The sequence below is a fragment of the Fastidiosipila sanguinis genome (assembly GCF_002998295.1).
Lineage (GTDB): Bacteria > Bacillota > Clostridia > Saccharofermentanales > Fastidiosipilaceae > Fastidiosipila > Fastidiosipila sanguinis.
This window is the reverse complement of record NZ_CP027226.1, coordinates 736,985-762,766: the sequence shown is the minus strand read 5'-3', so window position 1 is coordinate 762,766 and position 25,782 is coordinate 736,985. Positions and strand designations below refer to the sequence as shown.

The 25,782-nt window shown below is 32.1% G+C and carries 25 protein-coding genes and 1 tRNA gene; 21 read left to right on the top strand and 5 right to left on the bottom strand.

The window, feature by feature from the left end; all coding sequences use genetic code 11:
* Window position 1: 1 nt before the first annotated feature.
* The gene (locus C5Q98_RS03265; protein WP_106012291.1) at window positions 2–265 is read left to right on the top strand and encodes an HPr family phosphocarrier protein; all 264 of its coding nucleotides are present in this window, start codon (window positions 2–4) and stop codon (window positions 263–265) included.
* A 2-nt stretch (window positions 266–267) separates the two neighbouring features.
* A complete protein-coding gene (gene ptsP / locus C5Q98_RS03260) occupies window positions 268–1,980 on the top strand; it encodes a phosphoenolpyruvate--protein phosphotransferase (protein WP_106012290.1) in 1,713 nt (570 codons plus the stop codon).
* 49 nt (window positions 1,981–2,029) lie between these two features.
* Here the strand turns inward: ptsP and C5Q98_RS03255 are convergent, their stop codons facing one another.
* Window positions 2,030–2,656: an SAM-dependent methyltransferase gene (locus C5Q98_RS03255; protein WP_106012289.1), complete on the bottom strand. Its 627-nt coding sequence runs from the start codon at window positions 2,654–2,656 to the stop codon at window positions 2,030–2,032.
* 108 nt (window positions 2,657–2,764) lie between these two features.
* Window positions 2,765–4,438, bottom strand: a complete 1,674-nt coding sequence (locus C5Q98_RS03250; protein ID WP_106012288.1) for a hypothetical protein — start codon at window positions 4,436–4,438, stop codon at window positions 2,765–2,767.
* A 198-nt stretch (window positions 4,439–4,636) separates the two neighbouring features.
* Here C5Q98_RS03250 and C5Q98_RS03245 point away from each other — a divergent pair.
* The 17 genes from C5Q98_RS03245 to ftsH all read left to right on the top strand — a co-directional run bounded on the left by C5Q98_RS03245 (window position 4,637) and on the right by ftsH (window position 19,741).
* Window positions 4,637–4,712 (top strand) — tRNA-Thr (locus tag C5Q98_RS03245).
* 153 nt (window positions 4,713–4,865) lie between these two features.
* On the top strand, window positions 4,866–6,800 hold the full coding sequence (gene rho / locus C5Q98_RS03240) for a transcription termination factor Rho (RefSeq protein ID WP_106012287.1): 1,935 nt from the start codon (window positions 4,866–4,868) through the stop codon (window positions 6,798–6,800).
* Window positions 6,801–6,930: 130 nt separating this feature from the next.
* Window positions 6,931–7,140, top strand: coding sequence for a 50S ribosomal protein L31 (gene rpmE, locus C5Q98_RS03235; protein WP_106012286.1), 210 nt, complete (start codon window positions 6,931–6,933; stop codon window positions 7,138–7,140).
* 131 nt (window positions 7,141–7,271) lie between these two features.
* The gene (locus C5Q98_RS03230) at window positions 7,272–8,150 is read left to right on the top strand and encodes a N5-glutamine methyltransferase family protein (RefSeq protein ID WP_106012285.1); all 879 of its coding nucleotides are present in this window, start codon (window positions 7,272–7,274) and stop codon (window positions 8,148–8,150) included.
* Window positions 8,151–8,162: 12 nt separating this feature from the next.
* A complete protein-coding gene (prfA, locus tag C5Q98_RS03225; RefSeq protein ID WP_106012284.1) occupies window positions 8,163–9,251 on the top strand; it encodes a peptide chain release factor 1 in 1,089 nt (362 codons plus the stop codon).
* Window positions 9,252–9,263: 12 nt separating this feature from the next.
* Entirely contained in the window at window positions 9,264–10,349 is a 1,086-nt protein-coding gene (locus C5Q98_RS03220; RefSeq protein ID WP_106012283.1) for an L-threonylcarbamoyladenylate synthase, read from the top strand.
* 1 nt (window position 10,350) lies between these two features.
* Window positions 10,351–10,695, top strand: a complete 345-nt coding sequence (locus tag C5Q98_RS03215; RefSeq protein WP_106012282.1) for a hypothetical protein — start codon at window positions 10,351–10,353, stop codon at window positions 10,693–10,695.
* A gap of 144 nt (window positions 10,696–10,839) precedes the next feature.
* Window positions 10,840–11,121 (top strand): 30S ribosomal protein S6, encoded by a 282-nt coding sequence (rpsF, locus tag C5Q98_RS03210; RefSeq protein ID WP_106012281.1) that lies wholly within the window; start codon window positions 10,840–10,842, stop codon window positions 11,119–11,121.
* Between the two features lie 48 nt (window positions 11,122–11,169).
* Window positions 11,170–11,640 (top strand): single-stranded DNA-binding protein, encoded by a 471-nt coding sequence (locus C5Q98_RS03205; protein WP_106012280.1) that lies wholly within the window; start codon window positions 11,170–11,172, stop codon window positions 11,638–11,640.
* Between the two features lie 23 nt (window positions 11,641–11,663).
* On the top strand, window positions 11,664–11,900 hold the full coding sequence (gene rpsR, locus C5Q98_RS03200) for a 30S ribosomal protein S18 (RefSeq protein WP_106012279.1): 237 nt from the start codon (window positions 11,664–11,666) through the stop codon (window positions 11,898–11,900).
* 117 nt (window positions 11,901–12,017) lie between these two features.
* On the top strand, window positions 12,018–12,299 hold the full coding sequence (locus C5Q98_RS03195; RefSeq protein WP_205728439.1) for a hypothetical protein: 282 nt from the start codon (window positions 12,018–12,020) through the stop codon (window positions 12,297–12,299).
* On the top strand, window positions 12,299–13,654 hold the full coding sequence (locus tag C5Q98_RS03190) for a tripartite tricarboxylate transporter permease (RefSeq protein ID WP_106012278.1): 1,356 nt from the start codon (window positions 12,299–12,301) through the stop codon (window positions 13,652–13,654). The genes C5Q98_RS03195 and C5Q98_RS03190 overlap by 1 nt, the downstream gene beginning before the upstream one ends.
* A 72-nt stretch (window positions 13,655–13,726) precedes the next feature.
* A complete protein-coding gene (gene rplI, locus C5Q98_RS03185; protein ID WP_106012277.1) occupies window positions 13,727–14,170 on the top strand; it encodes a 50S ribosomal protein L9 in 444 nt (147 codons plus the stop codon).
* 30 nt (window positions 14,171–14,200) lie between these two features.
* Complete coding sequence (gene dnaB, locus C5Q98_RS03180) at window positions 14,201–15,667, top strand: replicative DNA helicase (protein WP_106012276.1); 1,467 nt, start codon at window positions 14,201–14,203, stop codon at window positions 15,665–15,667.
* A gap of 18 nt (window positions 15,668–15,685) precedes the next feature.
* On the top strand, window positions 15,686–17,116 hold the full coding sequence (gene tilS, locus C5Q98_RS03175) for a tRNA lysidine(34) synthetase TilS (RefSeq protein WP_106012275.1): 1,431 nt from the start codon (window positions 15,686–15,688) through the stop codon (window positions 17,114–17,116).
* Window positions 17,117–17,141: 25 nt separating this feature from the next.
* Window positions 17,142–17,672 (top strand): hypoxanthine phosphoribosyltransferase, encoded by a 531-nt coding sequence (gene hpt, locus C5Q98_RS03170; RefSeq protein ID WP_106012274.1) that lies wholly within the window; start codon window positions 17,142–17,144, stop codon window positions 17,670–17,672.
* A gap of 113 nt (window positions 17,673–17,785) precedes the next feature.
* Window positions 17,786–19,741: an ATP-dependent zinc metalloprotease FtsH gene (gene ftsH, locus C5Q98_RS03165; protein WP_106012273.1), complete on the top strand. Its 1,956-nt coding sequence runs from the start codon at window positions 17,786–17,788 to the stop codon at window positions 19,739–19,741.
* A gap of 103 nt (window positions 19,742–19,844) precedes the next feature.
* On the opposite strand, the gene murC is transcribed toward ftsH, so the two are convergent.
* Window positions 19,845–21,329, bottom strand: coding sequence for a UDP-N-acetylmuramate--L-alanine ligase (murC, locus tag C5Q98_RS03160; protein WP_158695695.1), 1,485 nt, complete (start codon window positions 21,327–21,329; stop codon window positions 19,845–19,847).
* Window positions 21,330–21,461: 132 nt separating this feature from the next.
* Here murC and C5Q98_RS03155 point away from each other — a divergent pair, with 132 nt between their 5' ends.
* Window positions 21,462–22,514, top strand: a complete 1,053-nt coding sequence (locus C5Q98_RS03155; protein WP_106012271.1) for an LCP family protein — start codon at window positions 21,462–21,464, stop codon at window positions 22,512–22,514.
* Window positions 22,515–22,556: 42 nt separating this feature from the next.
* On the top strand, window positions 22,557–23,183 hold the full coding sequence (locus C5Q98_RS03150; RefSeq protein WP_106012270.1) for a hypothetical protein: 627 nt from the start codon (window positions 22,557–22,559) through the stop codon (window positions 23,181–23,183).
* A gap of 80 nt (window positions 23,184–23,263) precedes the next feature.
* On the opposite strand, the gene prs is transcribed toward C5Q98_RS03150, so the two are convergent.
* Together prs and C5Q98_RS03140 are read right to left on the bottom strand one after the other, a co-directional pair.
* Entirely contained in the window at window positions 23,264–24,505 is a 1,242-nt protein-coding gene (gene prs / locus C5Q98_RS03145; RefSeq protein ID WP_106012269.1) for a ribose-phosphate diphosphokinase, read from the bottom strand.
* Window positions 24,505–25,722 carry a ribose-phosphate pyrophosphokinase gene (locus C5Q98_RS03140; protein WP_341457368.1) on the bottom strand — a complete coding sequence of 406 codons (1,218 nt, stop codon included), beginning with the start codon at window positions 25,720–25,722 and terminating at the stop codon, window positions 24,505–24,507. Before C5Q98_RS03140 ends, prs begins: the two co-directional genes overlap by 1 nt.
* Window positions 25,723–25,782: the final 60 nt, after the last annotated feature.

Genomic DNA, 25,782 nt, shown 5'->3' with positions numbered 1-25,782 from the left:
AATGATAAAAAGAGATTACACAATTAAAGCAGAAACTGGAATACATGCTAGACCAGCCACTGCTCTAGTACAAACAGCAGCAAAGTTTGACTCTGATGTAAATATATTTCTAGGTGATAAGAAAGCTAGTCTAAGATCAATACTAGGAATAATGTCATTGGGAATTAAAAATAATGATATAGTGACCCTTGAGGTTGACGGCAAAGATGAAGCTGAAGCTATTGAGGCTTTAGAAACATCTCTTTCAGAAGGAGGACTAATTTAGTAGTGTCTCAAGTATTAAAAGGTACAATTGCTTCTGAGGGTATTGCAGTAGCTCCGGTAAAGATTATCGAAGATATAGATCTTAGTTTTGATAGAGTGGAAATTTCTGATGTCAAGAAGGAAATATTCAGGTTTGAAGAAGCTGTATTTGTAGCGAAACAGGATATTGAAAAAGTCAGAAATAAAGCAGCTGATAATATAGATGAAGAGAGAGCTGCAATCTTTGATGCACAATTATTATTCCTTGAGGACCCAGAATTTATTGGTCAGATTAAGTCTCAGATAGAATCAACTTATGTAAATGCTGAATCTGCTCTAGATGACGTTAGCAATATGTTTATTTCTATATTTTCTGCTATGGAAGATAATCCTTATATGCAAGAGCGAGCAAAAGATATAGAAGATGTATCAAAAAGATTATTGGCAAATCTATTAGGAAAAGAAGATTTAGGGATTTCTAATATTTCTGAAGAAAGTATTCTATTAGCAGAAGATTTAAGTCCTAGTGAGACAAGTCAATTGAATAAAAATCTAGTGCAAGCTTTTTTGACTGAAGTTGGAGGTAGAACTTCTCATTCTGCTATTATTGCAAGAAGTCTTGGTATACCAGCTATTGTTGGACTCAGTAACTTACGCAGTAAAGTTAATGATGGAGATATTGTAATTGTAGATGCTGAAGAAGGGTTAGTGATTCTTAATCCTAGTGAAGAAGAAATCAAAATATATAAACATAAAAGAGAAGAGTATTTGCATAATAAGAATGAGCTTCTTAAGTTAAAAGACAAGAATACTGTTAGTAAAGATGGTGTACAAGTCGAATTAGGAGCTAATATTGCTGGGCCAGAAGATATAGAAAATGCATTGCTGAATGGTGCTGAGGCTATAGGGCTTTTTAGAACCGAATTTCTCTACATGAAAGATGATAGATTACCTAGTGAAGAAGAACAATTCGAGGCATACAAGCAAGTTCTTGTAGGAATGCAAAATAGACCTGTTGTTATTAGAACTATGGATATCGGTGGCGATAAGGAGTTGCCATCTTTAAGTTTAGAAAAAGAACTGAATCCTTTTTTAGGTCATAGAGCGATTAGAATTTCTTTGGAAAAAGAGGATATATTTAGAACCCAGCTTAGGGCACTATTACGTGCATCTGCTTTTGGTAATCTTAAAGTTATGTTCCCAATGATTGCTACGATTTCTGAATTTAGACAGGCTAAAAAATTTTTATTAGAAGAGAAATCAAAGCTAGAAGGTGAAGAAGTTAAGTTAGGTGAAGTTGAAGTGGGGATTATGATAGAGATACCTGCTGCGGCAATTTTAGCTGAGCAATTTGCCAAAGAAGTTGATTTCTTTAGCGTTGGAACTAATGATTTAATTCAATATACAATGGCTGCAGATAGAATGAACGAGAAAGTTTCATATCTATATCAACCGCTAAACCCTGCAATTATTAGATTGTTACAAAATGTAATTGCTTCTGCACATAAAGAAGGCAAATGGGTTGGCATGTGTGGTGAGATGGCAGGAGATGAGCGTGCAGTACCATTGTTACTAGGTCTAGGATTAGATGAGTTTTCAATGTCAGCAGGAAATATACTTAAGATAAGGGAACTTATTAGTAGGCTGGATAAAAAAGATTGTGAAACTCTTGTTCAAAAAGTAATTAAAGACTGTAGTTCAGAAGAAGATGTTATTAATCTATTAGCTGAAAAATAAATTCAAGAAAAAATGCAAGCTAGAAAGTAATTTCTAACTTGCTTTTTCTTTATATTGATGATCTTTTGAAAATTAAAATCTTTTCACGATTGTCCTCTTTAGAGTTAATATCTATACTTTTATAAAGTTTGAATTGAGTTTTATCTGACAAGAATTCTAGATATTTTCTGTCTGGATAATAAAGGATTATATATACATCACGAGGATAAATTATAAGTGAGTTTAAGATGTTATTAATAACTGCTTGGAAAATTTTAGGGGAGAAAGGGTTGAAAAAATAGAAAATATTAGCATCTTTCTCAATTTCATAATGCTCAGCAAAAGTTTGAAAAATATCTAGATCTTGATGAGGAATATTTAATTCATTTATTTTATCTAAATAATTATCATAATTTATTTCAAGTATATCAAAAGCTTCGTCCATGAGTTCAATACCTATGGACTTAATATTCCAGTAGTAATGCAAATAGAGGAGCGCTCTTCCTGTACCACAACCAAAATCTATTAGTTTAGAGCCCTTAGGTGGCTGAAACTCCTTAACCAGTTTGTCCAAAACTTCATATTCAGTTGACTCTGTTGGATTGTAAATTATCCTGGCTCTTCTAGGCCACTCTAAGTTGACCTCAGTATTAAGTTCAAAGAGCTTTTCGAAATTTAGTCTATTTTTGTTGTTCATATTAATGTCCTAACTTAATATAAGAATATATAGTAAAAGAGCTCAACTTTGTGATAAAAATGATTTGACCCCAATAAGCTGAACTCTTTTATTTAAACTAAATGAATACTAGTATTCTATTTTGACAATCTTAAATTGTTTAAACTCATCTTTTTCAAGCTGTAGACTCGATTGAATGTTTAATTTGTCATTGGCTTGGATAAAGTGTACACGATTGTCTAATTCTTCAGGAACAATAACATATATATTATTATTTTCTTTTACGCTCAAATAGTAAATGGTATTACCATTAACTACTACTTCTGAAATTTTCTCTACTGTAATTTTTTCATCCTCAAATACATTTGAATCGGAAGAAACTTCAGGATTAATATCAAAATATTTGCTAATAGTTTCTTGTACATTGTCGCCAACAATTACATCGGTGAATTGTTCTGCATCAACCAAAGCAAACATTTTGGCAGTAAGAGATTGGTCTTTTAGAGACATGAAATAAACTGGTCTACCACCTAAATTAAGTATTACAGGGAAGGTAGGTTCATAGTTTTTCTCTTGTACTTTACCCCTAGCACTCTTCATAGCAGCTGTTTCAGTAGCTGAAGGAACAGGGTAGAACTTAGTTTCTTTGGTTCTTAAGTTTACATAATAGAAACCGAGATTGGATTCATCTGATCTTACAGAAGTTACACCAGTTGTAAGGTAGATATCTTCACCTAAGGAAATATAATTGTAGCCTTCTGTTGTTGAGGTAACATTCTTTTGACTGAACACAGAGTTCCAGAAACCACGATTATATTTACCATAGGAATTTAGTTGACTAATTATCACTTCAGCAGGGTTTACTCTATCGACCCAGCTAGGAACTTCATCTCTCTTATAGTATGTACTTTTACCAGTATTAGCATCAGTAATAATAGCACCTTTAGCATCTAAACCACCAAAGAAAAAGATAGGTTTATGTAGCACCGGTGTTACATACCAAGCTTTACCATTGTCATCTATCTCAAAGTTGCTTTCGCCTAGAATTGAGAAAGGGAATTGGAATCTTATGTGTCTGTTAAGATCTCTAAATAAAATATCGCTTTCAGAATAGAATATTGCTTCATCAAGTTTAGTGAGGTCACCATCTTGAGATGTCATATCTACACTTACATAGTGCTGAATACCGCTTTGGTTGTTAGTAAAGTATTTGATAATATCGTAGTATTCAAGTGGAGAAACTCTTATTGGTTTACCTGCAATATTTACTTGAGAATATTTATTAGCAACATTAAATTGGCTAACTAACTCTCCCATTGATCCCATCTGCTTTTCACCTATGACTCGAGCAGCCTCTCTATCTACTACAGGAACTTGGTTAATAGATACTTGTTCAATATCTTTAGCGAAATCACTACTATTAATTTCAATTAATTCAGCGTATTGTTTTGAGAAAAAGAATGGAGATGAAATTAAAGTTCCTAAAAAAGGAATAGCTATTAATAAAATAATAGCGACTATAGATGATTTAAGACCTTTTGATGATTTCAGCTGTTTACCAAATAATGCATGAAGTACCCAGTAAACTATAATTCCTATAATAATGGTTTTGTAAAAATCAAAGCTTTGTGGGCTTAATGATGGTAATGTAAAAAAGAAATACAAAAACATTACAATTATAGTTAAAACTAAAATTTGCCACCAAGGTCTTTTGCCTACTTTATAAGTATTAGATTCAAAAGCCTCATAGAAAAACTCATTGAATTTTTCATTCATATTTTCAGTGTTCATCTTGCGGTTCATGTAAACCTCCTAAATTCTGTGATAATAATATTTTAGCAGATAGGGCTTGTGAGTAATCTAAGTTTTTAAAAAGTAAGATAGAGATTTATTTTAGGTCTTACGTCAGATAAAATTAATTATGAAAAAATATAAAACTTTGTTGACAAGAATATTTTTTATGTTATTATGATACAGCTTAGTTGAAAAGCGAGTCAAAACGCTGATATAGCTCAGTTGGTAGAGCAACTGCCTTGTAAGCAGTAGGTCGGGGGTTCGAGTCCGTCTATCAGCTCCAGATATAAGGCTTGTGGCAACACAAGCCTTTTCTTTAATAATTCAAATTTAAAAATAATTAATATAACAAATTAAAATTAATGTTTAGTTAATTACTATTTTTAATTTTATAGTAGCTTATGCACTAACCGTTATTTTATTTAAGGAGAAAATGATGAGTGAAAATCTTTTCGCATCAAAGACAAAAGCTGATTTAATAGAAATTGTTCGAATGACTGGTGTATTACCAGTTGGTAAAGCTCAGAAGATGAAAAAACAAGAGCTAGTAGATTTTTTAAATTCTCAATTATCAGATAATAATTTAGAAGCAGCAGACGAAGAAAAAGCAAAGTCTGAAGAAGCAACAAAAGCAGAAATTGCAGAAGAATCAAAGTCGAACTCTACAGAAGAGATAAAGACAGAAGAAGCAAAGTCAGAACAGGATGCTGAAATAAAATCTGCTGATGATAAAAAATCCTCCAGTAATACAGACAAAAGTAAAAAAGAAACTGCAAAGAAAAAAACTAATTCTAATAATTCAAAAGATAAAACAAATTCAAAAAATAATACTAAGAAAAGAAGTTCAAAATCTGAAGATAATAATTCTAAAAATATTGATCAACTTAATGATTCCAATAAAGAAAATCTATCCAAAACAAATGATTCAGAATCCAATGAAGATTTAAAGGATAAAGAATCTGGGTTTGCTGAAATTAATGATTCTAATTTTATTGCTAAAGCAAGACCAAGAAAAAATTCTAAAACTTCTAAAGATAAAGTTTCCAATGAAGATGATGAAGCTAATAAAACTGAAGACGCAGATAATGCAGATAATGTTGATTTAGATAATGAAGATTCTAATGATAATGGCAAAAAAGCAAAAGACTTACCGTTAGTTGATGGTGTATTGGAAATTATGCCTGATGGATATGGATTCTTAAGAACTGAGAATTATATTCAAGGTCCTAGAGATGTTTATGTGCAAGCCCAAATGATTAAAAGATTCTCTTTGAGAAGTGGTGACTTCATTCTTGGTAATGTTAAAGATAAACATGATAAGGATCAATTTGGTGCCTTGGTTTACATTCATGAAGTTAATGGAAGAGCCCCAGAGACTATGCATAATAGAGCCAATTTCGAACGTTTAACACCAGTTTACCCACAAGATAAATTTGTTTTAGAAACCGAAAGACATGAATTATCGACAAGAATTATTGATCTTTTTTCACCAATTGGAAAAGGTCAAAGGGGAATGATAGTTTCTCCACCAAAAGCTGGTAAAACCATTCTTCTGCAAAAAATAGCTAATGCAATTTCAAAGAATAATCCTGAAACTAAATTGTTTGTTCTATTGATTGATGAGCGTCCAGAAGAAGTTACTGACATGCAAAGAAGAATTGACGGGGAAGTTGTTTATTCTACCTTTGATAAATCTCCTGAAAATCACGTTAAAATTTCTGAACTTGTCCTTGAAAGGGCAAAACGTCTGGTTGAGTTAGGTGAAGATGTTGTGATCTTAGTTGATTCATTAACCAGAATGGCAAGAGCATATAACTTGACTATTACACCAACTGGTAGAACATTGACAGGTGGTTTAGATCCAGCAGCTCTACATCATCCTAAGAGATTTTTTGGTGCAGCTAGAAATATTGAAAATGGTGGAAGTTTGACAATCTTGGCTACTGCTCTTGTTGAGACAGGATCTAGAATGGATGAAGTTATCTTCGAAGAATTTAAAGGTACTGGTAATATGGAAGTATACTTGGATAGAAAACTATCTGAAAAACGTATATTCCCAGCAATTGATGTCAATAGATCCAGTACAAGAAGAGAAGAGTTACTTTTATCTAATGATGAGCTTGAAGCTGTATGGGCTGTTAGAAAAGCCTTTAGTACATTGGATACCAGCAATGTTACTGAACTTATTATTAGTTTAATGCTTAAAACTAAGACTAATAAACATATGATAGAGTCATTGAATATTTCTTTGAAAGACAAGAATATTATTAATGCGATGAAGTTGAAAACTGATAATAATTCAAGCAATGGAAATGGAAATTCATATAGTAGTGATAATTTGAACGGAAATAGTGCATATTATGATTATTAAAAAATGTGATTTCTAATGATATGTGCTTGACAGATATCACTTTATTGTTATAATTTATAGGCTACAAAACCGAGTCGGCATTCGTGATCAAGAGATTACGGGTCGAAATTCTGTTAAAGAGGTGAGAAATATGAAGAAAGATATACATCCAGAATATCAAAAAGCTGTAGTTACTTGTGCATGTGGAAACACATTTGAAACAAAATCAGTTATTTCAGATATTAATATTGATATTTGCAGTAATTGCCATCCATTCTACACAGGTAAGCAAAAATTGGTAGATTCAGGTGGTCGTGTTGATAAATTCAACAAACGTATGCAAAACGCACAAAGCAAATAGTAGATTTGTAAAAAGAAAAGATTGCCACAGTGGCAATCTTTTTTCTTGTAAATAAATATAACTTTTTATATAAATCTTTTATAGATAATAAACTATATAAAATTAGTATTAGTTAAAAAGAATTTGAATTTATGAACCTAAAACAATGGAAAAAAATAAGCATTGATAAATTAAGAGAAAACGAGTTTTATTTTGGTGATGATGCCTTTTGGCTAGGAACTATAATTGATAAGCTATTAGAGAAATATAATATTGATCTAGAAGCTGAACTTGATGATGAATTAGAAAATAACTTGAATTCTGATTTAAATAAACTTATGCAGGGACAACTGATAGAGCAGATTCTTGGATTTACGTATTTTTATGGTGAACGTATTGAAGTATATCCAGATGTTTTGATACCACGTCCAGATTCTGAAATAATGCTAGAGACCATAAAAGAATATATTCCATATATAAATTCCATTAAACATAAATCAACAAATAAAGAAATTAATATTTTAGAAATAGGAATAGGTTCTGGTGCTTTGAGTATTAGCTTAGCAAAGATGCTTGATTCGTTTGGTATAAATTATAGAATATTAGCAAGTGATATCGCACCTGCTGCCATTAACGCTAGTAAGAAAAATATACAAGCTCATAATTTAGATGAAAAAGTAAAAGTTGAATTAGCAGATCTTTGGCCTAATGAAGTTTTAGATGGAAATTATAAGATTGACCTTCTACTTTCTAATCCACCTTATGTTGCTGAGTCTGAAATTGACGATGAATCAATGTTTGAATATGAACCTAAAACAGCATTGGTTGCTGACAATAATGGTTTAGAAATATATAATAGGATTTTTAGTGAGGTTAATAAATATTTGAATAAGGGTGCTTTAATTGTTTTAGAACATGGACATGAGCAAAAGCAAGCCTTGATTAATTTAGCTGAAAATAATTATAATTACATCAGAACAAATAAAGACTTAGCATCACGTGATAGAATTAGTGTGTTTATCTTTGAGTAATAGAGGGATTTTATGCAAAAAGAAACAAAGGAAAAATTAGATAGATTAAGTGCTAGATATGAAGAATTACAGATTGAAATGAGCAATCCAGAAGTTCTTTCTAATCAAGAGCGCTACTTAGAAATAGTAAAAGAATCCAACGAAATTGCTGATACTGTTACAGCATATAATGAATATAAAAGTATTGAAAATGATTTAGAAGAAAATAAGTTGCTGCTAGAAGAAACTCCAAACAGTGAGAGTGAAATGATCAGTATGATCAAAGATGAAATTTCTGAAAATGAAGAAAGAATAGCGCAGCTTGAAGAAGAATTATTAGAATCACTTAGACCTAAGGATCCTCGTGATTCAAGAGATGTTATCATGGAAATTAGAGCAGGTGCCGGTGGAGACGAAGCTGCCTTATTCGCATCAGATCTATTTGAAATGTATTCTGCATATGCTGCTGAGAGAGGCTATGTACTAGAGATTGCTAGTGAAGCTGACAACGATATAGGTGGATATAAAGAAATTATTTTCACATTAGCTGGTAAAGGTGCTTTTAGCCGCTTGAAGTATGAGAGTGGTGTTCACAGAGTTCAAAGAGTTCCTGAAACAGAGTCAGGAGGTAGAATACACACATCTACTGTTACTGTAGCAGTTATGGCTGAAGTTGATGAAGTTGAGGTAGATATTGATCCTAATGATCTTAGAATAGACGTTTATCGAGCATCAGGTGCTGGTGGTCAGCACGTTAACAAAACTTCATCTGCAGTTAGAATAACTCACATTCCAACCAATACTGTAGTTGCTATGCAAGATGAGAGATCACAACATAAAAATAAAGATAAGGCTATGAAAATTTTACGTGCCAGACTTTACGAAATGGAAGAAGAAAAACGAAGCAGTGAAATAGCTGGTGAAAGAAAGAGTCAAGTTGGTACAGGGGATAGAAGTGAAAGAATTAGAACATATAACTTCCCGCAAGGTAGAGTTACCGACCACAGAATTAACTTAACTTTATATAAATTAAATGATGTTCTTGCAGGAGATATGGATGAAATTATCGACGCTTTAATTACTGCAGAAAGAACAGAATCACTTTTGTCAGGTGAAGAATAGAACTAAATTATTATGAGAACAAAAATTATTAAAATTGCTGAAAACAATTATGCAGAAGCTCTTTCAGAGCCAGCAAAGGCTCTGAGAGAAGGTAAGATTGTTGCGTTTCCAACAGAAACTGTATACGGACTGGGAGCAGCATGGAATAATGCAGAAGCAGTTTATAATATTTTTAAAACCAAGGGAAGACCACAAGATAACCCTTTGATTGTTCACGTAGCAAAACAAGAAGATATGAAAACTTATTTTGCTTTCTGGGATAGGCTTGCTGAGGCTTTGACTAAAGACTTTTGTCCAGGACCATTTACTTTGATAATGCCCAAGGCGGATCATGTAAAAAGTCCGGTTACAGCAGGTTTATCAACTATTGGAATTAGAGTACCAAGTAATAGGATAGCAAGAGAGCTTATAAGCTTAACTAACGTTGGAATAGCAGCTCCTTCAGCTAATCTTAGTGGCAAACCAAGTCCAACAACTCTGGAAGATTGTGTAGAAGATCTTGAAGGAAAAGTAGAATACATAATTGATGGGGGCGATTGTGAATTTGGTGTTGAATCTACTATAGTATCTTGGGATGGTGAGGTTCTTAAATTATTGAGACCTGGAGCAATAAGTGAAGCTGACATTAAGGCTGTTTTAGATAGAAATTCTATAGACGTAGAGCTTATAGATAAAACAGGGAAATTATTATCTGAAGACGAAAAACCTGAAGCACCTGGTATGAAATACAGGCATTATGCTCCAAAAGCTGAAGTTAATATAATTACTGGATCTAACGTAGAAGAAAAGTTAGATTATATCAATAAAATAATTACAAATGGGAATTTTGATAGAATTGGGTTGTTAATTTCTGAGACTTTAGCAGCTTGTTTCAGAAGTGAATTCTCAAATAATGAAGAGTATAATTTAATTAAAAATATGGTAACTTTTCGTAAGGATGAAAGAAACCAAGAGGCTGCACATAATCTATTCAAGAGTTTTAGAATAATGGATAGAGAAAATCTAGATTTGATTTTAGTAGAAGCAGTTGATGAAATTGGAAGTGGTAAAGCCTTTATGAATAGGTTACGCAAAGCTTCAGTTAAAGGAGATTTGTGACATGAAAACAAATAGAATTTTTGATTTTGATTTTAAAGTTTTTCCTTATATTATTGTACTTTTAATTGCGTATTTAGTTTTACCTTTAATATCAGGCGATACAGGAAGTGCAATGTTTAATATATTGTTTGTATTACCTTTACTAAATGTTATTTTGGGTCTTATTTATAGTTATAAGAATAGGGTTTCAATATATTATTATATTTTGAATTTCATTGCTTTACTACCAACTATTATCTTTATATTTAAACAATGGGATACTTTAATTTATGCACTAATTTATTTCCTGGCAGCAGTGTTTGGTACCTTTATTGGCATTGGCTTAAAGAAATATAATAGTAAGTAAATTTAAATATAAAAAATATCTTGATTTAATGCATATATGCGTTTGATTTAAGAATAACTATCTGCTAGAATTAACTAGCTGTCAAACAGCATTCCTTACTCTGCTTTCACGAGCAGGGTCAATAGTCCACAAGGAGGTGAAGAAATGGCTAAATATGAACTAATGTACATTGTTGATGGTGCTTTAGAAGCAGAAGCTAATCAAGCAGTTCACGATAAAGTAAAAGCTATCGTTGAAAAGAATGCTACTATTACTTCTGAAGAACATATTGGTCGTAAACGTTTTGCTTATGAGATTGATCATAAGAACGAGGGCGATTATATGTTATTCACAATTGAAGCAGAAAAAAGTGCACCAGAAGAAATCAATAGTGATTTAAGAATTACTGAAGGTTTAGTTCGTCACATTCTATTCGCATTAGACTAGAATCGTTGATCGATTAAATTAAGTAGGAAACATTAAGAGAGGCATTAAATGAACAAGACAATTTTGATGGGACGTTTGACAAAAGATCCTGAATTAACAAGTACATCTAACGGAATCAGCAGATGCTCATTTACAGTTGCTGTTGACAGAAGATTTAAGAACGCTGATGGTGATCGTGAAACTGATTTTATTCCAGTTGTTGCATGGAGATCTACAGCTGAATTTGTTAGCAGATATTTTGCAAAAGGCCAAAGAATAGCTTTGGTAGGTTCAATTCAAGTTCGTTCATGGGATGATCAACAGAGTGGTCAAAGAAGATATATTACAGAAGTTGTAGCTGATGAAGTTTACTTTGCAGATAGCAAGTCCAGTAACCAATCATCTGATAATTATAACTACAGCAATAACAACGATAATAGTTATAGCGGTAATAATTTCAATAATAATAGCTACACAAATTCCAGTGATGGTTTCTTTGAAGCACCTGATGATGATACAGAATTGCCTTTTGATCTTTAATAATTATTAAGAAGGAGAATATAATGGCTAATAAACGTTTTAATAGAAGAAAACCTAGACGTAAAGTATGCCAATTCTGTGTAGATCATGTTGAAGCTATAGATTACAAAGATGAAGCTTTGCTAAGAAAGTATCTTTCAGAAAATGCAAAGATCTTGCCTAGACGTACAACAGGTACATGTGCAAAACATCAAAGAAGATTAACTACAGCTATTAAGAGAGCAAGACAGATGGCATTAATACCTTTCACAGAGGCTTAATGATAAAATAATTTAATTATTTATTAAGGTACTTTTGCAAGAAAGTACCTTTTATTATATTTAATTTTAAATTTATAATAAAATCTAAGGTAGATATAAAGTATGAGGTTAAATAATATGGATAATAATAAAAACTATAATGATGCAAAAAATCAAGATTCTAATTCAAGTAATAATCTAGAAAATAATGATAAAGTTGAGATTTGGAATGATATTGTTTCAATTATAGATTTAAGTAAAACGATTTGTATATCCTTATGTTCCACATTAGGTTTGTTTTTTCTAGCTCCAAAGAATAATACAACAATGCAATTGTTTTTTGGGCTAATAGGTGCAGTTATTGCTGTAATAATAAATTCTATTATTGTTAAACCAAAGAGGAAGGTAGAGGAAGAATAATGGATGCTATTTTAATTCTGCAAATATTAGGAGCAGTTTTGGCTGCAGTTGCAATTTATACTATTATTGGTTTTATTCCGGGAACTGATGAAACTGCAGTTATTGTGCCTATAACTCTTGCTTTAGTTTTATCTGGTCTTAGAGCTGAGGTAAATTTAGCATTCTTTATTGCTGCTGTTGTAACTTTATCAGTAAGTAATGCAATGCCAACTATTGTCGTTGGTCTACCAGGAGGGGTAATGTCATCGCCCATGCTAGAGTCTTCGCAATATTTAAAGAGTAGAGGCTTATCCGCTTTAGCGATTAAAAAACTAGCTGCAGGTGCACTTTTAGGAGTAGTAATTGCTCTTCCAAGCTCATTATTAATGGCAAAATTATTAGCACCTCTTGGAGGATTTATAAAAGATTATGCCTCATTATTGTTTGTGTTTGGTGCAATATTCTTAGCTTTACTTAGTAAGTCAAAACTTATCTCTTTAATTAGTATTATCCCTTTGGCAGTATTGTTTATGTCATTCAGACACATGTACTGGAATTTAGGAATAGTTCCTGCTAATAAAAATGTTAGTATTTCATTTTTCTTAGGGATAACTGTTGGTCCACTATTATTTTCACTTCTAGAGATAATGAACAAAGATTCTCGTAAAAACTATATCAGAACTGAAGAAAAAAAGGTTACTATACCAAAGATTGAAAATAGTACATTAAACCCCTTTAAAATTTTAAATAAATCCGAATTAAAGAAAATCTCACTAAGCTCATTTATATCAAGTGCACTATTTGTTTTGTCCCCAGTAGGTCTAGTCTTATTATTAGGTGAAAGCTTCAATAGAGATAAAACTGATAAGGATGCTACTGCATTTAGTAAAATATCTACTATGTCTGGGCTTATACAATCTACATATTTATCCGGGATATTAATTCCATTAATTGCTTTGGGAGTTCCATTGTCTCCAGTCAGTATTGGTCCAGGAATTGCATTGTTTGAAGCAGAACCAGTGTATCAATCTACTAGGAATATTCATCACATATTAGGTGGAAATAAAATAGCTTTGATTGCTAGTTTTGCAGCATTAATTGCCATATGTATAATGTATATTTTTGCAAATAGATTTGCACATGTTATTACTAAATTTGTATTAACAAGAATTCCTCATGAAGCAATATTATCCTTATTCATTGCATTTATTATTATGCTTGCATATATGGATGCTGGTCTATTAAATGTAATTGCGGTATTGATTATAGGAGTTTTTAGTGGATTCTTGAATAAGCTTGGAGTTAATTATGGGGTTCAATTTATGGCATTATATGCTTCACCATGGATTGTACAGCAGATAGTAAGCATTATTTAAAGATAATTGAAAAAATAACTTTTACTATTGAGTTATAATGATATAAAGAAAAATTTAGATTAGGAGTGAAGAATGAAAGTAATTTTATTAGAAGATGTTAAAAAAGTAGGTAAAAAAGATGAAATAGTTGAAGTTAGTACAGGGTACGCTAATAATTACTTGATAAAAAAAGGTTTAGCTAAAGAAGCCACTTCTTCAAATTTAAATGAAATTAAACAGAAAAAAGGTGCTGAACAAGCTAATGCAGCAAGAGAGTTAGCAGAAGCTAGGGAAGTTGGTAAAGAACTTAAAGATAAGGTTTTTGTCAAAAAGATGAAAGCAGGAGATGATGGCAGACTATACGGATCATTAACAAACTCAGATGTAGCTGATCTCCTGAAATCTGCTGGTTATGAAGTTGATAAGAGAAATATAACTTTAGCAACAAATATCAAAAATATTGGTTCTGTAAATGCAGAAGTTAAGCTACATAGAGATGTTACAGTTAAGATAACTGTAAGAGTTGAAGCTGAATAGTTTTAGAGTTTAGGTTTAAGGTTTATAGTAATGGCTAATTATCCAAATGATAGTTATGAAAACAACTTGAAAGTTCCGCCTCAGAATGTTGAAGCTGAGGAGTCATTGTTAGGATGTGCTTTAACATCAGAAGATGCTAGAGCTGAGATTGTGCGCCTCGAAAAAGAAGACTTTTATCAGAAAAAGAATGGATTGATATATCAAGCAATTATTGAAAAAGCAGCTAAAGGTGAAGCAATTGATATTTTAAGTGTTGCTGATTATCTTGAATCTGAAGGTACTTTAGATGTTATTGGTGGTATATCCTATTTAACTGAACTAGCTGATAAATCATATTTATTATCTAATGTGGCAGAATATGCGGATATAGTTAAAGAGAAAAGTCGTTTAAGAAAACTATTAACTTTTGTCCAAAAAATGGAAAAATCAATTTATTCAGGAAAAGAAAATGCTGATGATTTGATTAACCTTATGGCTGCAGAAGTAGTTAAGAGTAAAGATGATTTGAGTCACAAAGATCTAATGCCATTACATGAAATTTTAAACGTAACATTAAAAGAATTACGTAAGAGTGATAGTGATGAGCTAGCAGTTGATTCTGGATTCCCTAATTTGAACAAGAAACTGGGAAGATTAAGACGTCAGACTCTAAATATACTCGCAGCTAGACCAGCAATGGGTAAATCTGCCTTTGCATTAAACTTGGCTCTGAATGTTGCATTAAAAGGCAAAACTGTAGCAATTTTCTCGTTAGAGATGAGTAAAAATGAAGTAGGTTTAAGGTTATTAAGCTCAGCCTCAACTATAGCTACGAATAAAATTAAAGAAGCTATAGATACAGCTAGTCCTGATGCAAATAAAGTTAGAGATGCAGTACAAGTTTTAGCAACAGCTAATATTTATATAGATGACTCAGCTTCTACTTCACCAGCTGATATAAGAGCAAAATGTAATAAACTTATGGCTCAAGCTGGATTAGATTTGATTGTTATTGACTATTTACAATTAATAGGAAGTGATAGCTCAAATCAGAATAGACAGCAAGAAATTTCAGAAATTTCTAGAGCGTTAAAAATTATGGCTCGTGACTTGAATGTTCCGGTAATAGCTTTGTCACAATTAAGTCGTGGTGTAGAAATGCGTGAGAATAAACGCCCAATGCTATCTGACTTGCGTGAATCTGGAGCAATTGAGCAGGATGCGGATGCTGTAATGTTTCTATATAGAGATTCGTACTATAACAATGAGGAGTTACCACCAAATCCAGACGAAGCAGAACTAATTTTAGCTAAGAATAGACAAGGTACAACAGGAACAATTAAATTAAATTGGTTTTCCAATATCACTACATTCAGAGAACAGGAGTATTTTGATTATAATATTCCACCTGAGAGCAGTAACTTTGATCCTAATTTTGATGAACATTTATCAAGTCAAAATGAGACTGAATTTCAAATTGAAGATGCTAAATTAAGTGAGGATGATCTTCCGTTTTAATTATCCAAGGAGTGAAAATTGCAACTCGGTAAAATTAGCGAAATTTTGCAAGATAAATTTAATAAAAATATTACAAGCAAGAATCTACTTCCTGAAGAGGTTAAACTAATAGTAGTTGGACTATCGGGCGGAGTAGATTCTGTCTGTTTATTAGATCTTTTATCTAATTATCTTAATACGAGCAACAGAGAAATAAAAGTTATTCTACATCATCAAGATCACATGATCAGGGAAGATTCTTACAAAGATCTTCAACTTGCAAGAGAACTAGCTATTAGCTATGGTTTTGCTTTTGAATCATCGACAGATAATATTCCTGAAATAAGCAAAGCAAATTCACAAAATATGGAAGAATTGGGTAGAGATGTTAGACGTGAGAATTGGTTTAGAATTTGCAGAAATAACAGTTCATTTAAGAATCTAAGAGACTGTAGAATTCTTACTGCACATCATGCTAATGATCAAGCTGAGACCTTATTGTTAAATCTATCAAGAGGAGCAGGATTAGGTGGCTTAAGTGGGATTGCTTATACAGATGAACTTTTTGTGAGACCACTTTTGAATTTTACCAAGGAAGAAATATATAATTATGCAAGAGAAAATAAGCTTTCTTGGAGAGAAGATTATACAAATGCCTTAAGTGATAATAGAAGAAATTACTTGAGAAATATTATGATTCCACAATGGGAAGAAGCAAGTGATTATGGACTTGTAATGAGATTATCCAATGCTGCTGATAAACTTGCTATCGCAAATCAATTTATAATCGATGAATGTAATAAATGGATAGATTACATACTGATAAAAGATGCAAGTGATTTTGTTAGTGCAGAATATAATTTGTATTCTGTAAAAAAATTTAGAGAAGCTTCAGTTAATCTTAGGAAGTTTTTAATACATGAAATTCTAAAATATAATGGCTTAGAGAAAGATATTTATGAAATAAACTTACAAGATATAGAAACGCTGCTTTTACAGGATAGAGGTGAAAAAGAACTATCGTTAAGTAGTGATTTTACGCTGGTAAAAAATAGAAAATTCTTTTATTTATTTAAAGATCAAGAATTATACAATCAACCTAACTCTAAGGATAACAATGCATTAAAAGTTAGCAGGGATTCAACTTGCCATGCTGATTTTTATTCTAACTCAGAAATAGATATTGATGATTTTGAAATTCGAACCTTTAATAGTGGAGATTTTATTATAAATGAAGGTAAGAAAGTTCTGTTGAAAGATTTTTTCTCACAAGAGAATATAAGACTGGACCTTAGAAAAAACATATTTTTAATAGCTAAAGATAGTAGAGTGTATGTAATTGGTAGAAAAGTAATAGATAATTTCGATAATCCTTTTTATTGTGACGAAAACACGAACAATAGAGGCGAAAGAACGTTTAAAAAATCATATTATTGGCAATACTTGTGGTATAATTCAAATCCTAAATAGATTTTGTGAATGTTAGGAGTTTATTATGAGTTTAGAGTTAAGTGATGTAATGATTTCTAAAGAAGAAATTCAAGAAATGTGCAAACGAGTTGCAGCTGAAATTAATAAAGATTATGAAGGTAAAGAGGTATTGTTCGTTGGAATATTGAATGGCGCCTTTTTATTTTTGGCAGATTTAATTAGATATATTGATGTTCCATGCCAAGTTGATTTCATGAAAGTTAGTTCTTATGGTAATGCTATGACTAGTTCAGGCAATGTATCAATTCAACATGATTTAAGTACAGATATAGAGGGTAAACACGTAATAATCGTTGAAGATATAATCGATACAGGAATTACCCTTAATCACTTGAAACCTTTACTACAAACAAGAAGACCAGCAAGCTTATCTTTGTGTGCAGCATTTGATAAGTTTGAAAGACGTCTAGTTGATTTGGATATAGAGTATTTGGGTATTCAGATTCCAGATGAGTTCATAGTTGGTTATGGTTTAGACTTTGATGGACATTATCGCAACTTACCTGATGTGCATTATATGGTAAATAATGACTAAATAAATATTTTTCCCTAAGATATAAAATTTATGTAAAATGTTGTCAAAATAGAAACATTTTATAATTTATATTAATATAGACTATTAGTAATAATAGAGGAGTAAAAGTATTAATGAACGAAAATAAAAATAGACGTGGTAGTGGACTTTCGTTTTACGTTATTCTTATAGTTGTTATTATTGCTATTTCTATGTTTTTCAGCCAGGGTAGTAGATCAGCTGATTTAAGCTACTCTGAAATGTTACAACAGATTAATGTAGGAAATGTAGAGAAGGCAGTAATTGCAGGCAATAATATTGAACTTAAGTTTAAAAATAGTGTTAAAGGAAGTAATTTCACAAGTAAACAAATTTCTCCATATTGGATGAGTGATTTGTTGCAAGAGTTAAAAGCTGCTGAGCAAGCGCACTCAATAGATTTTGATTATGCGGAACCAGTTAATGTTGCTTCTTGGCTAAATATTATTTTATTAGTATTGATGTTTAGTTCAATGGCATTCTTCTTGTGGTTAATGTTTTCCAAGCAAGGTGGCGGAGCTGGTGGAGCTATGAACTTTGCACGTAGCAAAGCTAAGCTTGCTGACCCAGAAAAAAATAAGGTAACATTTGAAGATGTTGCTGGTGCCAAAGAAGAAAAACAAGAATTGCAAGAAGTTGTTGAATTCTTAAAAAATCCAGAGAAGTTTGAGAAGTTAGGTGCAAAAATTCCAAGAGGTGTTCTATTAGTAGGGCCTCCAGGTACAGGAAAGACTTTATTAGCCAAAGCTGTTGCAGGTGAGGCTAAAGTTCCATTTTATTCAATAAGCGGTTCAGACTTTGTAGAGATGTATGTAGGTGTTGGTGCATCTAGAGTTAGAGACCTATTTGAGACAGCTAAGAAACATTCTCCAGCTATTATCTTTATCGATGAGATTGATGCAGTTGGTAGAAAAAGAGGTGCTGGTCTAGGCGGTTCTCATGATGAGCGTGAGCAGACTCTTAACCAATTATTAGTTGAAATGGATGGTTTTGGACCTACTGAGGATGTAATAATTATAGCTGCTACAAACAGATCAGATATTCTAGATCCAGCCTTATTAAGACCAGGAAGATTTGACAGAACTGTTCATGTAAATAGACCAGATCAAAATGAGCGTGAAGCTATTCTTAAGGTTCATGCGAGAAACAAACCAATTGCAGAAAATATTGATTTTAAAGAGATTGCTCAAACTACACCAGGATTTACTGGAGCAGATTTGGCAAACTTACTTAACGAAGCTGCATTGGCTGCTGCAAGAAAAGGACAAACTTTCATTACATATGAAGACATTTCTGCATCAGTGTTTAAAGTAGTTCTTGGTCCAGAAAAAGAAAGTAAATTAATTAGTGATAAAGAAAGAGTTTTAACTGCTTATCATGAAGCGGGACATGCCTTAACTCTAAGAAGTGTCTCTGAAACAGAAAAGGTTGAAAGAGTTTCTATTATTCCTGCAGGTGGAGCAGGTGGTTATACTGCCCATAAGCCATTTGAAGATATTTACTTTACTACAAAATCTCAAATAATAGCAGATATTAAAGTATGCCTTGGTGGTAGAGCAGCTGAAGAAATTTACTTCGGTGAAGTAAGTACAGGTGCATCTAATGACTTGGAGAAAGCCAATCAATCTGCAAGAGATATGATTACTAGATATGGTATGAGTAGTACATTATATAATAGAGTATTCACAGATGATTCAGACGAAGTCTTCATAGGTGGTAGCTATGGTAATTCAACAGCATACTCAAGTGAAGTAATTTCACAAATTGATAAAGAAGTTAGTGAAATTATTAATAGTGCATATGCTGATGTTTTAAATATCTTGAGGGATAAACGTCAAGCCTTAGATGCTATGGCTGAATACTTAATGGAAAATGAAAGAATGGATGCTGAAGTATTTGAACAAATTTATGTAGAAAATACAACAGAGGAACAGCGATTAAGAGATCCAAAGAATGAAGGTAGAGAATATACTTTTGGTAAAAAGAAAGCTGAGTTCGTACCTGAAGAAAGTTCATTTTCACCTAGTGAAGCAGGAGCTGATTTAGATTAAATAATTTTATCTAATATAAAAAAACAATAATTAAAGGTCTTAGTAGTTATCTTACTAAGACCTTTCTATTTCAGTTTATTTGTAAATAAAACTTAAGATGATTTTATTTCTGATCTTTAAAATAAATACCATTTTCAGATCTACATACATCAATTGCAGCATCTCTAACTCCGTCAGGACCAAGGAAGAGGATAAGATCTCCTTCTTGAACTTTACCATGATAGAAATTAATTAACTCATCTACTGTATTTAAGCCTACTGCATTGTTGTCATAACGAGAGTTAAACTCTTCAGCGAACCTTTCGACACTTTCACCAAGATCATCCCACTCGCGTGTGGAATAAATTTTATAATATACTACGTCTTCATAACCCTTGAAAATATCTAGATAATCTTCATGATAATCTCTAGCTCGAGAATAGTTCAATACTTGACATATTGGCCAAATTTTGTTGTGGGGCATAGAATTAGCAGCTTGTAGTGTAGCTCGTAATTCTGTAGGGTGGTGGGCATAGTCTGCGATAACTTTAGCGCCTTCAAAAGTACCAAATATGTCATATCTACCACCAGCACCGTGGAACTTCTCTAAAGCTCTTTGAGCAGCTTCTGCAGTAGCTCCATTTAGATCACATGCAGCAATTGCAGCAATAGCATTACTTACATTATGATCTCCAGGTATTTTAAGTTTGAAATCTCCATAGAATTCTGAGTTTTTATATACTTTAAAATGTGGAATTCCATTTATATATTCTAGTTCATCGTAATAATAATCAGCTTGTTCATTTTTGGATAATTCTGAATTATATTTACCAAAAGTGTAAATATTCAAGTCGCCTGTTTGCTCTTGATCTCGTAGTATTTTTAGTTTTTTAAGGAAATCATCTTTGTGGCTTCCGTCTGCTGGAATAATCAAAATGCCGTTTTGTGCTAAGTTGCCAGCAAATCTAACGAAAGAATCAACAATGTCATCAATATCTTTATAAACATCTAAGTGATCGGCATCAATATTTAGAATTATTGAAGTGGTAGAAAAGAAGTTCCAGAAAGAACGTTTGTACTCATCAGCTTCGGAAATAAATAATTTTTCATTACCTATGCGAATTGTTCTACCACCAAAATATTCAAAATCAGCACCTAAATGAACAGTAGGATCTAGACCTGCTTCCATCATTATAAGTGCAGCCATGGAAGTTGTTGTAGATTTACCATGAGTGCCTGAGATGTTGATAACTGTTTCATAGCGTCTGTTTAGCCAACCTAAAAACTGTGCACGTGTAACAGATTGAATACCTAAATTATTAGCACTTATCAATTCTTCGTTGTTCTCTGGAATAGCAGAAGAGTATACAACGAGATCTGGTTGAGTTTGAGTAATATTATCAGCTAGTTGTGAATAGAAGATCTTAGCTCCTGATTTAGCTAGACGTTCAGTATGTTCAGTGCTACGTGTATCAGAACCTGATACTACAAAGTTTAAGCTCATAGCAATTTCAGCTAAACCAGACATGCTAATTCCGCCTATACCAATAAAATGAATTTTGTCCCCAGACTTTAGGTCTAGATTTTGATATGTAGTAATATTATTCATGTTAAATACCTCTTTATTTTCTGTAAATATTTTATCACTCAATGTATTTACTGTCATTAAAGTGGTAAAATAGTTAAACAATGTTTGTAAATTATAAAGTATAAAAATATCGATATAACAGAGAGATAAAAAATGCATAAAAAAAGAAAAGGTTTTTCTTACTATTTAATTAGGTTTATAACAGCACTTTTAGGACTTGTTTTAGGAGCAAGTTTATTTTTGTGGAATTCTTTAGATCAACTGAAGTTTTTTGACCTTAAAGGTATTAGAGAAAATACAAATTCAGAAAATGTTGAAAATTTAGATAAGTATAAAAAAATAGCTAGAAATTCAAATGGTGATTATAAACATGTTGAGCTATACGTAAATCCAGATTATCCGATCAATTATGTAGAGCAAAAAGATGAAAATGTTAAAAATATTTTAGTTTTTGGTATTGACTCCAGAGGAGAGATTGAAGCTAGAGCTGATACCATTATGATTTTAACTATTAATCAAAATGATCAATCTATAAAATTAACAAGTGTTTTAAGAGACACAGAAATGAGTTTAAACGATGGCTATGGTGCAAGAACCAAGGTAAATGCTTCTTACGCTTATGGAGGAGTTGGGATGCTCATTAATACTCTTAATTATAATTTAGACTTAGATATTCAGGAATTTGTTATGTTTGATTTCTGGAGCGCAAAAAGTTTTATAGATGATTTAGATGGTGTAACATTAACTATATCTGAAGAAGAACTTCCTGCAACAAATCAAGTTATGCAAGGAATGACAGGTGTTTTTGATTTTAATTATGAGGATTATGCATTAAAGACTGCTGGAACACAAAAATTAAATGGTATTCAAGCTTTGGCTTGGGGGAGAGTCAGATCAATAGACTCGGATTTTGGAAGGACCAATAGACAAAGAATTTTAGCAGAATCAATGATTGTAGAGTTCTCTAAGAAGAATTTTTTAGAACAAGGATCTTTTGCCCTAAGTATAATAGATGATTTATCAAGTAATATAGATAAAATGAGCCTATTATCAAGCGGGACTAAAGCTATAATGTTCGCAAATAACATTGAAAAATATAATGTTCCACAAGAAGGAATGTATGAAACTAATTATGATAACTGGAATATGATTATGTATCCTGAATTACAAATTCCAGATTTACACAGATTTATTTGGGGAGAGTAGGCCTATCTTATATAGAGATAATTATTTTTAACGGAGAAAAAAATGAAAAAATCAAATGAAAATAAAAACTTAAATTTTGATAGGGTTGAAGAAAACTTAGATAATGGAAAGTTTATAGAATTTAATGAAAAAGTTCAGAAAAGACCCCCACAACCTTTAACTAGAGAACAGTTGGAATATTATCACAAAGCAAGAGAGCAAGCCTTAAAACGAAAGGCTAAACCTATTTCATCAGCTGATAATATGAAAAATAATTCTCATCAAGTTTATAGAAAACCTGTTCAAAGTAGCAACGTTTCAACAAAAAGATTAGATGAAGGTCACAGTAATAATTCTTATAATCAATCAGTATCTAATTATTCTAATAGGACTGATAATACTTTTACAAAAGATGTAAATAGCAATTCTCCGCAAGCTAAGAAGAATAGCAAAAATGAACAAGCTGCTAGAAGAGCAGAGCATCTGAGAAAGCAAGCTTATTATGATTCAAGATATGCTGATGATGATGAAATTGTAGAGTATTATGGATACTCATCACAAGAGAGTAATTCAAGAGAAAGAAAACCTAGAAAAAATATGTATAGACTATTCCGATTTATTTCTTGGTTGATATTCTTTTTGATTTTTATAATTATTGGTTATTTCCTAGCAAAATTAATACTAAGTTAGTCTAATAAAACAAAGCTCCGATTTTTGAAACTTTCTCAAAAACGGAGCTTTATTAATGATTTACTAAAGTATAATGGATTTTAATTACCAAATATATTAAATGACTGCATTTCTTTGTTTTTCTGTAATAGTTCAGTAATTTGTGATGATTGATCAAGCACACCTGAAATTGAAGCTTGATGATTCAAAGCATCAATTAGTTGAGATGTCATACTTGATAGATCAACATCTCTATACCATGGTGAATTTAATAAATCTTCAGTATGGTCTGTTAAATTGGTTCCATAAATTTTACTTATGTAACCATCTTCGTAAGCTTTATCAATTAGAGAAGTACCCTGGGTCATGAGTGGATATGTACATAACATAATTACGTTACTTGCACCAAATTCTTCTTTTAAAGCTTTTGCAGTTCTTGTAACTGTTGACCCTGAAAAAATAATATCATCAATAATAATAGCTGTTTTTCCTGCTAAATCTTTACCAAGATATTTATAAGTAGTTTCAGGATCAGAATTTTTATCATGTTTATAAACTTTTTGTCTAAAGAAAGTACCGACTTGTAAGCCTAGAACAGAAGCATAATAAGTAGCTCTCTTCATTCCACGCTCATCTGGACTGATTATTACAGCTTGCTCAGGATCAGCAAAATCAACACTAGGGTAGTCAGTGATTAAAGCACGAATTAAGTTATAAGCAGTTGGTACATTTTCAATTCCAAATAGAGGAATTGCATTTTCAACACGAGGCTCATGCGGATCATAAGTCATAATAACTTGTACGCCTAAGTTGTTAAGTTCTTTGAGCATGTTTGCACAATCAAGGGATTCACGTGAATGTCTAGCATCTTGTAAACCTTGATAAAGATACGGCATTACTACGCTAATCTTTCTTGCTTTATTATTTGCAGCTAGAATAATACGTTTTAAGTTTTGAAAATGCTCGTCAGGTGACATAGGTACAGTCATACCAAACATTTCATAACTTGCATTGTGATTAGTAATATCACAGAAAATATAAAGATCATGACCACGAACGGTATCATTTAGTGTACCTTTGGCTTCACCAGAGGAGAAGCGAGAAATTGTACTAGAAATTACATATGTATTTCGCATGAAACCAATTTCATCTGCAAGTAGTTGTGGTCGTTGTTGAACCTTTTTTATTCGTATATTATACAAATGATTATTAACTTTATTTACGAAGTCCTCAGTTCCAGGAAGCGCTATTAAACCAACAGGGCCATTTGTTTCCATTTGCTGAGTAGAACTTGCATCATAAAGATTGTAATTTGAATTGTTTAGTAAAAAATCAGTATTCATTATTTAGCCTCCTCAGTTTCTAATTCATCTAGGTATTCTTTAATTTTATCTGTTGGATCAATGAGGTTAGACATAGAAGCATCATGATTTAAAGCATCGATAATTAAAGCTACAAACTTAGAACAATCTACGTCAACCCACCAAGGGCGTTGTAAAAGTTCTTCAGTGCGATAAATTAAGTTGCTTCCAAATACAAAATCTATGTAACCTTCATCATAAGCATTATCAAAATCTTCTAAACCAGAAGTAAATAGACCAAATGTAGCACAGCAGAGAACACGTCTTGCTCCACGTTGTTTCATTTGTTTTGCGACGTCCAACATAGAACCACCACTTGAGATCATATCATCAATAATAATGACATCTTTACCAGATACATCATCACCAAGATAATCATGGGCTAAAATAGGATTTTTACCATCTATTACTTTAGTATAATCTCTTAGTTTGTAAAAAGTTCCTAAAGGTGCATGGAAAAGGTTAGAGAAATACATAACTCTATCAATTGCCCCTTCGTCAGGAGCGATGAATACTATATCATTACCTCGAAGATCAATATCTTCTACATTTTCATAAATTGCTTGAATAAGTTGAAGATGAATAGGAATATTTTCAAAACCTGAGATAGGTGTTGCGTTTGAAACTCTAGGATCATGAGCGTCGAAAGTTATGACATTAGTAACTCCCAATCTTTCGAGCTCTTCAAGCATATAAGCACAATCAAGAGATTCACGTGAACTACGTCTATGCTGACGACCTTCATATAAGAAAGGCATGATAACATTAATACGTCTAGCTTTTCCACTAGTAGCTAATATCATTCTCTTTAAATCTTGATAGTGTTCATCAGGGGTAATAGGTTTGAAATTCCCGTAAAAGTTATATCCTACGGAATAGTTCATGGCATCCATGAAAATAAAAATATCGTGACCACGAACTGTATCATTAAATCTAGCAATTCCTTCTCCAGTAGGAAGTCTAGATACGTGAGCATCTATTCGATAATCATCTCTTAGAAAACCAGGACTAGTAGTTTCTAATTGATGAGAATAAGACTTACGTCTTTTTATAAGATGCTGATTTACCAGATTAGTAAAAGATTTTGCTCCTTCAGTTTCTACTATACCTAGTGGACCAATAGCTCCCATCGTGTTATCGCCTTCATGCTGATAACTAGAGTAGCTTGAGTAACTTGGCTCTGAGCTTGAATTTTGCATATACTGCCTCCATCTAAAAATCATGTGATTATTATAACCTAAAGACTAGAAGCATTAAAG

What these genes read in the sequence shown, in the direction of transcription:
- rpmE (WP_106012286.1), top strand. Translation starts at nt 6,931, where the DNA reads ATGAAGAAAGATATACATCCAGAATATCAAAAAGCTGTAGTTACTTGT.
- C5Q98_RS03195 (WP_205728439.1), top strand. Translation starts at nt 12,018, where the DNA reads ATGGATAATAATAAAAACTATAATGATGCAAAAAATCAAGATTCTAAT.
- C5Q98_RS03155 (WP_106012271.1), top strand. Translation starts at nt 21,462, where the DNA reads ATGCATAAAAAAAGAAAAGGTTTTTCTTACTATTTAATTAGGTTTATA.
- rpsR (WP_106012279.1), top strand. Translation starts at nt 11,664, where the DNA reads ATGGCTAATAAACGTTTTAATAGAAGAAAACCTAGACGTAAAGTATGC.
- rho (WP_106012287.1), top strand. Translation starts at nt 4,866, where the DNA reads ATGAGTGAAAATCTTTTCGCATCAAAGACAAAAGCTGATTTAATAGAA.
- prfA (WP_106012284.1), top strand. Translation starts at nt 8,163, where the DNA reads ATGCAAAAAGAAACAAAGGAAAAATTAGATAGATTAAGTGCTAGATAT.
- C5Q98_RS03140 (WP_341457368.1), bottom strand. Translation starts at nt 25,722, where the DNA reads ATGCAAAATTCAAGCTCAGAGCCAAGTTACTCAAGCTACTCTAGTTAT.
- rpsF (WP_106012281.1), top strand. Translation starts at nt 10,840, where the DNA reads ATGGCTAAATATGAACTAATGTACATTGTTGATGGTGCTTTAGAAGCA.
- hpt (WP_106012274.1), top strand. Translation starts at nt 17,142, where the DNA reads ATGAGTTTAGAGTTAAGTGATGTAATGATTTCTAAAGAAGAAATTCAA.
- rplI (WP_106012277.1), top strand. Translation starts at nt 13,727, where the DNA reads ATGAAAGTAATTTTATTAGAAGATGTTAAAAAAGTAGGTAAAAAAGAT.
- C5Q98_RS03250 (WP_106012288.1), bottom strand. Translation starts at nt 4,438, where the DNA reads ATGAACCGCAAGATGAACACTGAAAATATGAATGAAAAATTCAATGAG.
- C5Q98_RS03215 (WP_106012282.1), top strand. Translation starts at nt 10,351, where the DNA reads ATGAAAACAAATAGAATTTTTGATTTTGATTTTAAAGTTTTTCCTTAT.
- C5Q98_RS03205 (WP_106012280.1), top strand. Translation starts at nt 11,170, where the DNA reads ATGAACAAGACAATTTTGATGGGACGTTTGACAAAAGATCCTGAATTA.
- C5Q98_RS03255 (WP_106012289.1), bottom strand. Translation starts at nt 2,656, where the DNA reads ATGAACAACAAAAATAGACTAAATTTCGAAAAGCTCTTTGAACTTAAT.
- C5Q98_RS03230 (WP_106012285.1), top strand. Translation starts at nt 7,272, where the DNA reads ATGAACCTAAAACAATGGAAAAAAATAAGCATTGATAAATTAAGAGAA.
- C5Q98_RS03265 (WP_106012291.1), top strand. Translation starts at nt 2, where the DNA reads ATGATAAAAAGAGATTACACAATTAAAGCAGAAACTGGAATACATGCT.
- C5Q98_RS03220 (WP_106012283.1), top strand. Translation starts at nt 9,264, where the DNA reads ATGAGAACAAAAATTATTAAAATTGCTGAAAACAATTATGCAGAAGCT.
- dnaB (WP_106012276.1), top strand. Translation starts at nt 14,201, where the DNA reads ATGGCTAATTATCCAAATGATAGTTATGAAAACAACTTGAAAGTTCCG.
- prs (WP_106012269.1), bottom strand. Translation starts at nt 24,505, where the DNA reads ATGAATACTGATTTTTTACTAAACAATTCAAATTACAATCTTTATGAT.
- C5Q98_RS03150 (WP_106012270.1), top strand. Translation starts at nt 22,557, where the DNA reads ATGAAAAAATCAAATGAAAATAAAAACTTAAATTTTGATAGGGTTGAA.
- ftsH (WP_106012273.1), top strand. Translation starts at nt 17,786, where the DNA reads ATGAACGAAAATAAAAATAGACGTGGTAGTGGACTTTCGTTTTACGTT.
- murC (WP_158695695.1), bottom strand. Translation starts at nt 21,329, where the DNA reads ATGAATAATATTACTACATATCAAAATCTAGACCTAAAGTCTGGGGAC.
- C5Q98_RS03190 (WP_106012278.1), top strand. Translation starts at nt 12,299, where the DNA reads ATGGATGCTATTTTAATTCTGCAAATATTAGGAGCAGTTTTGGCTGCA.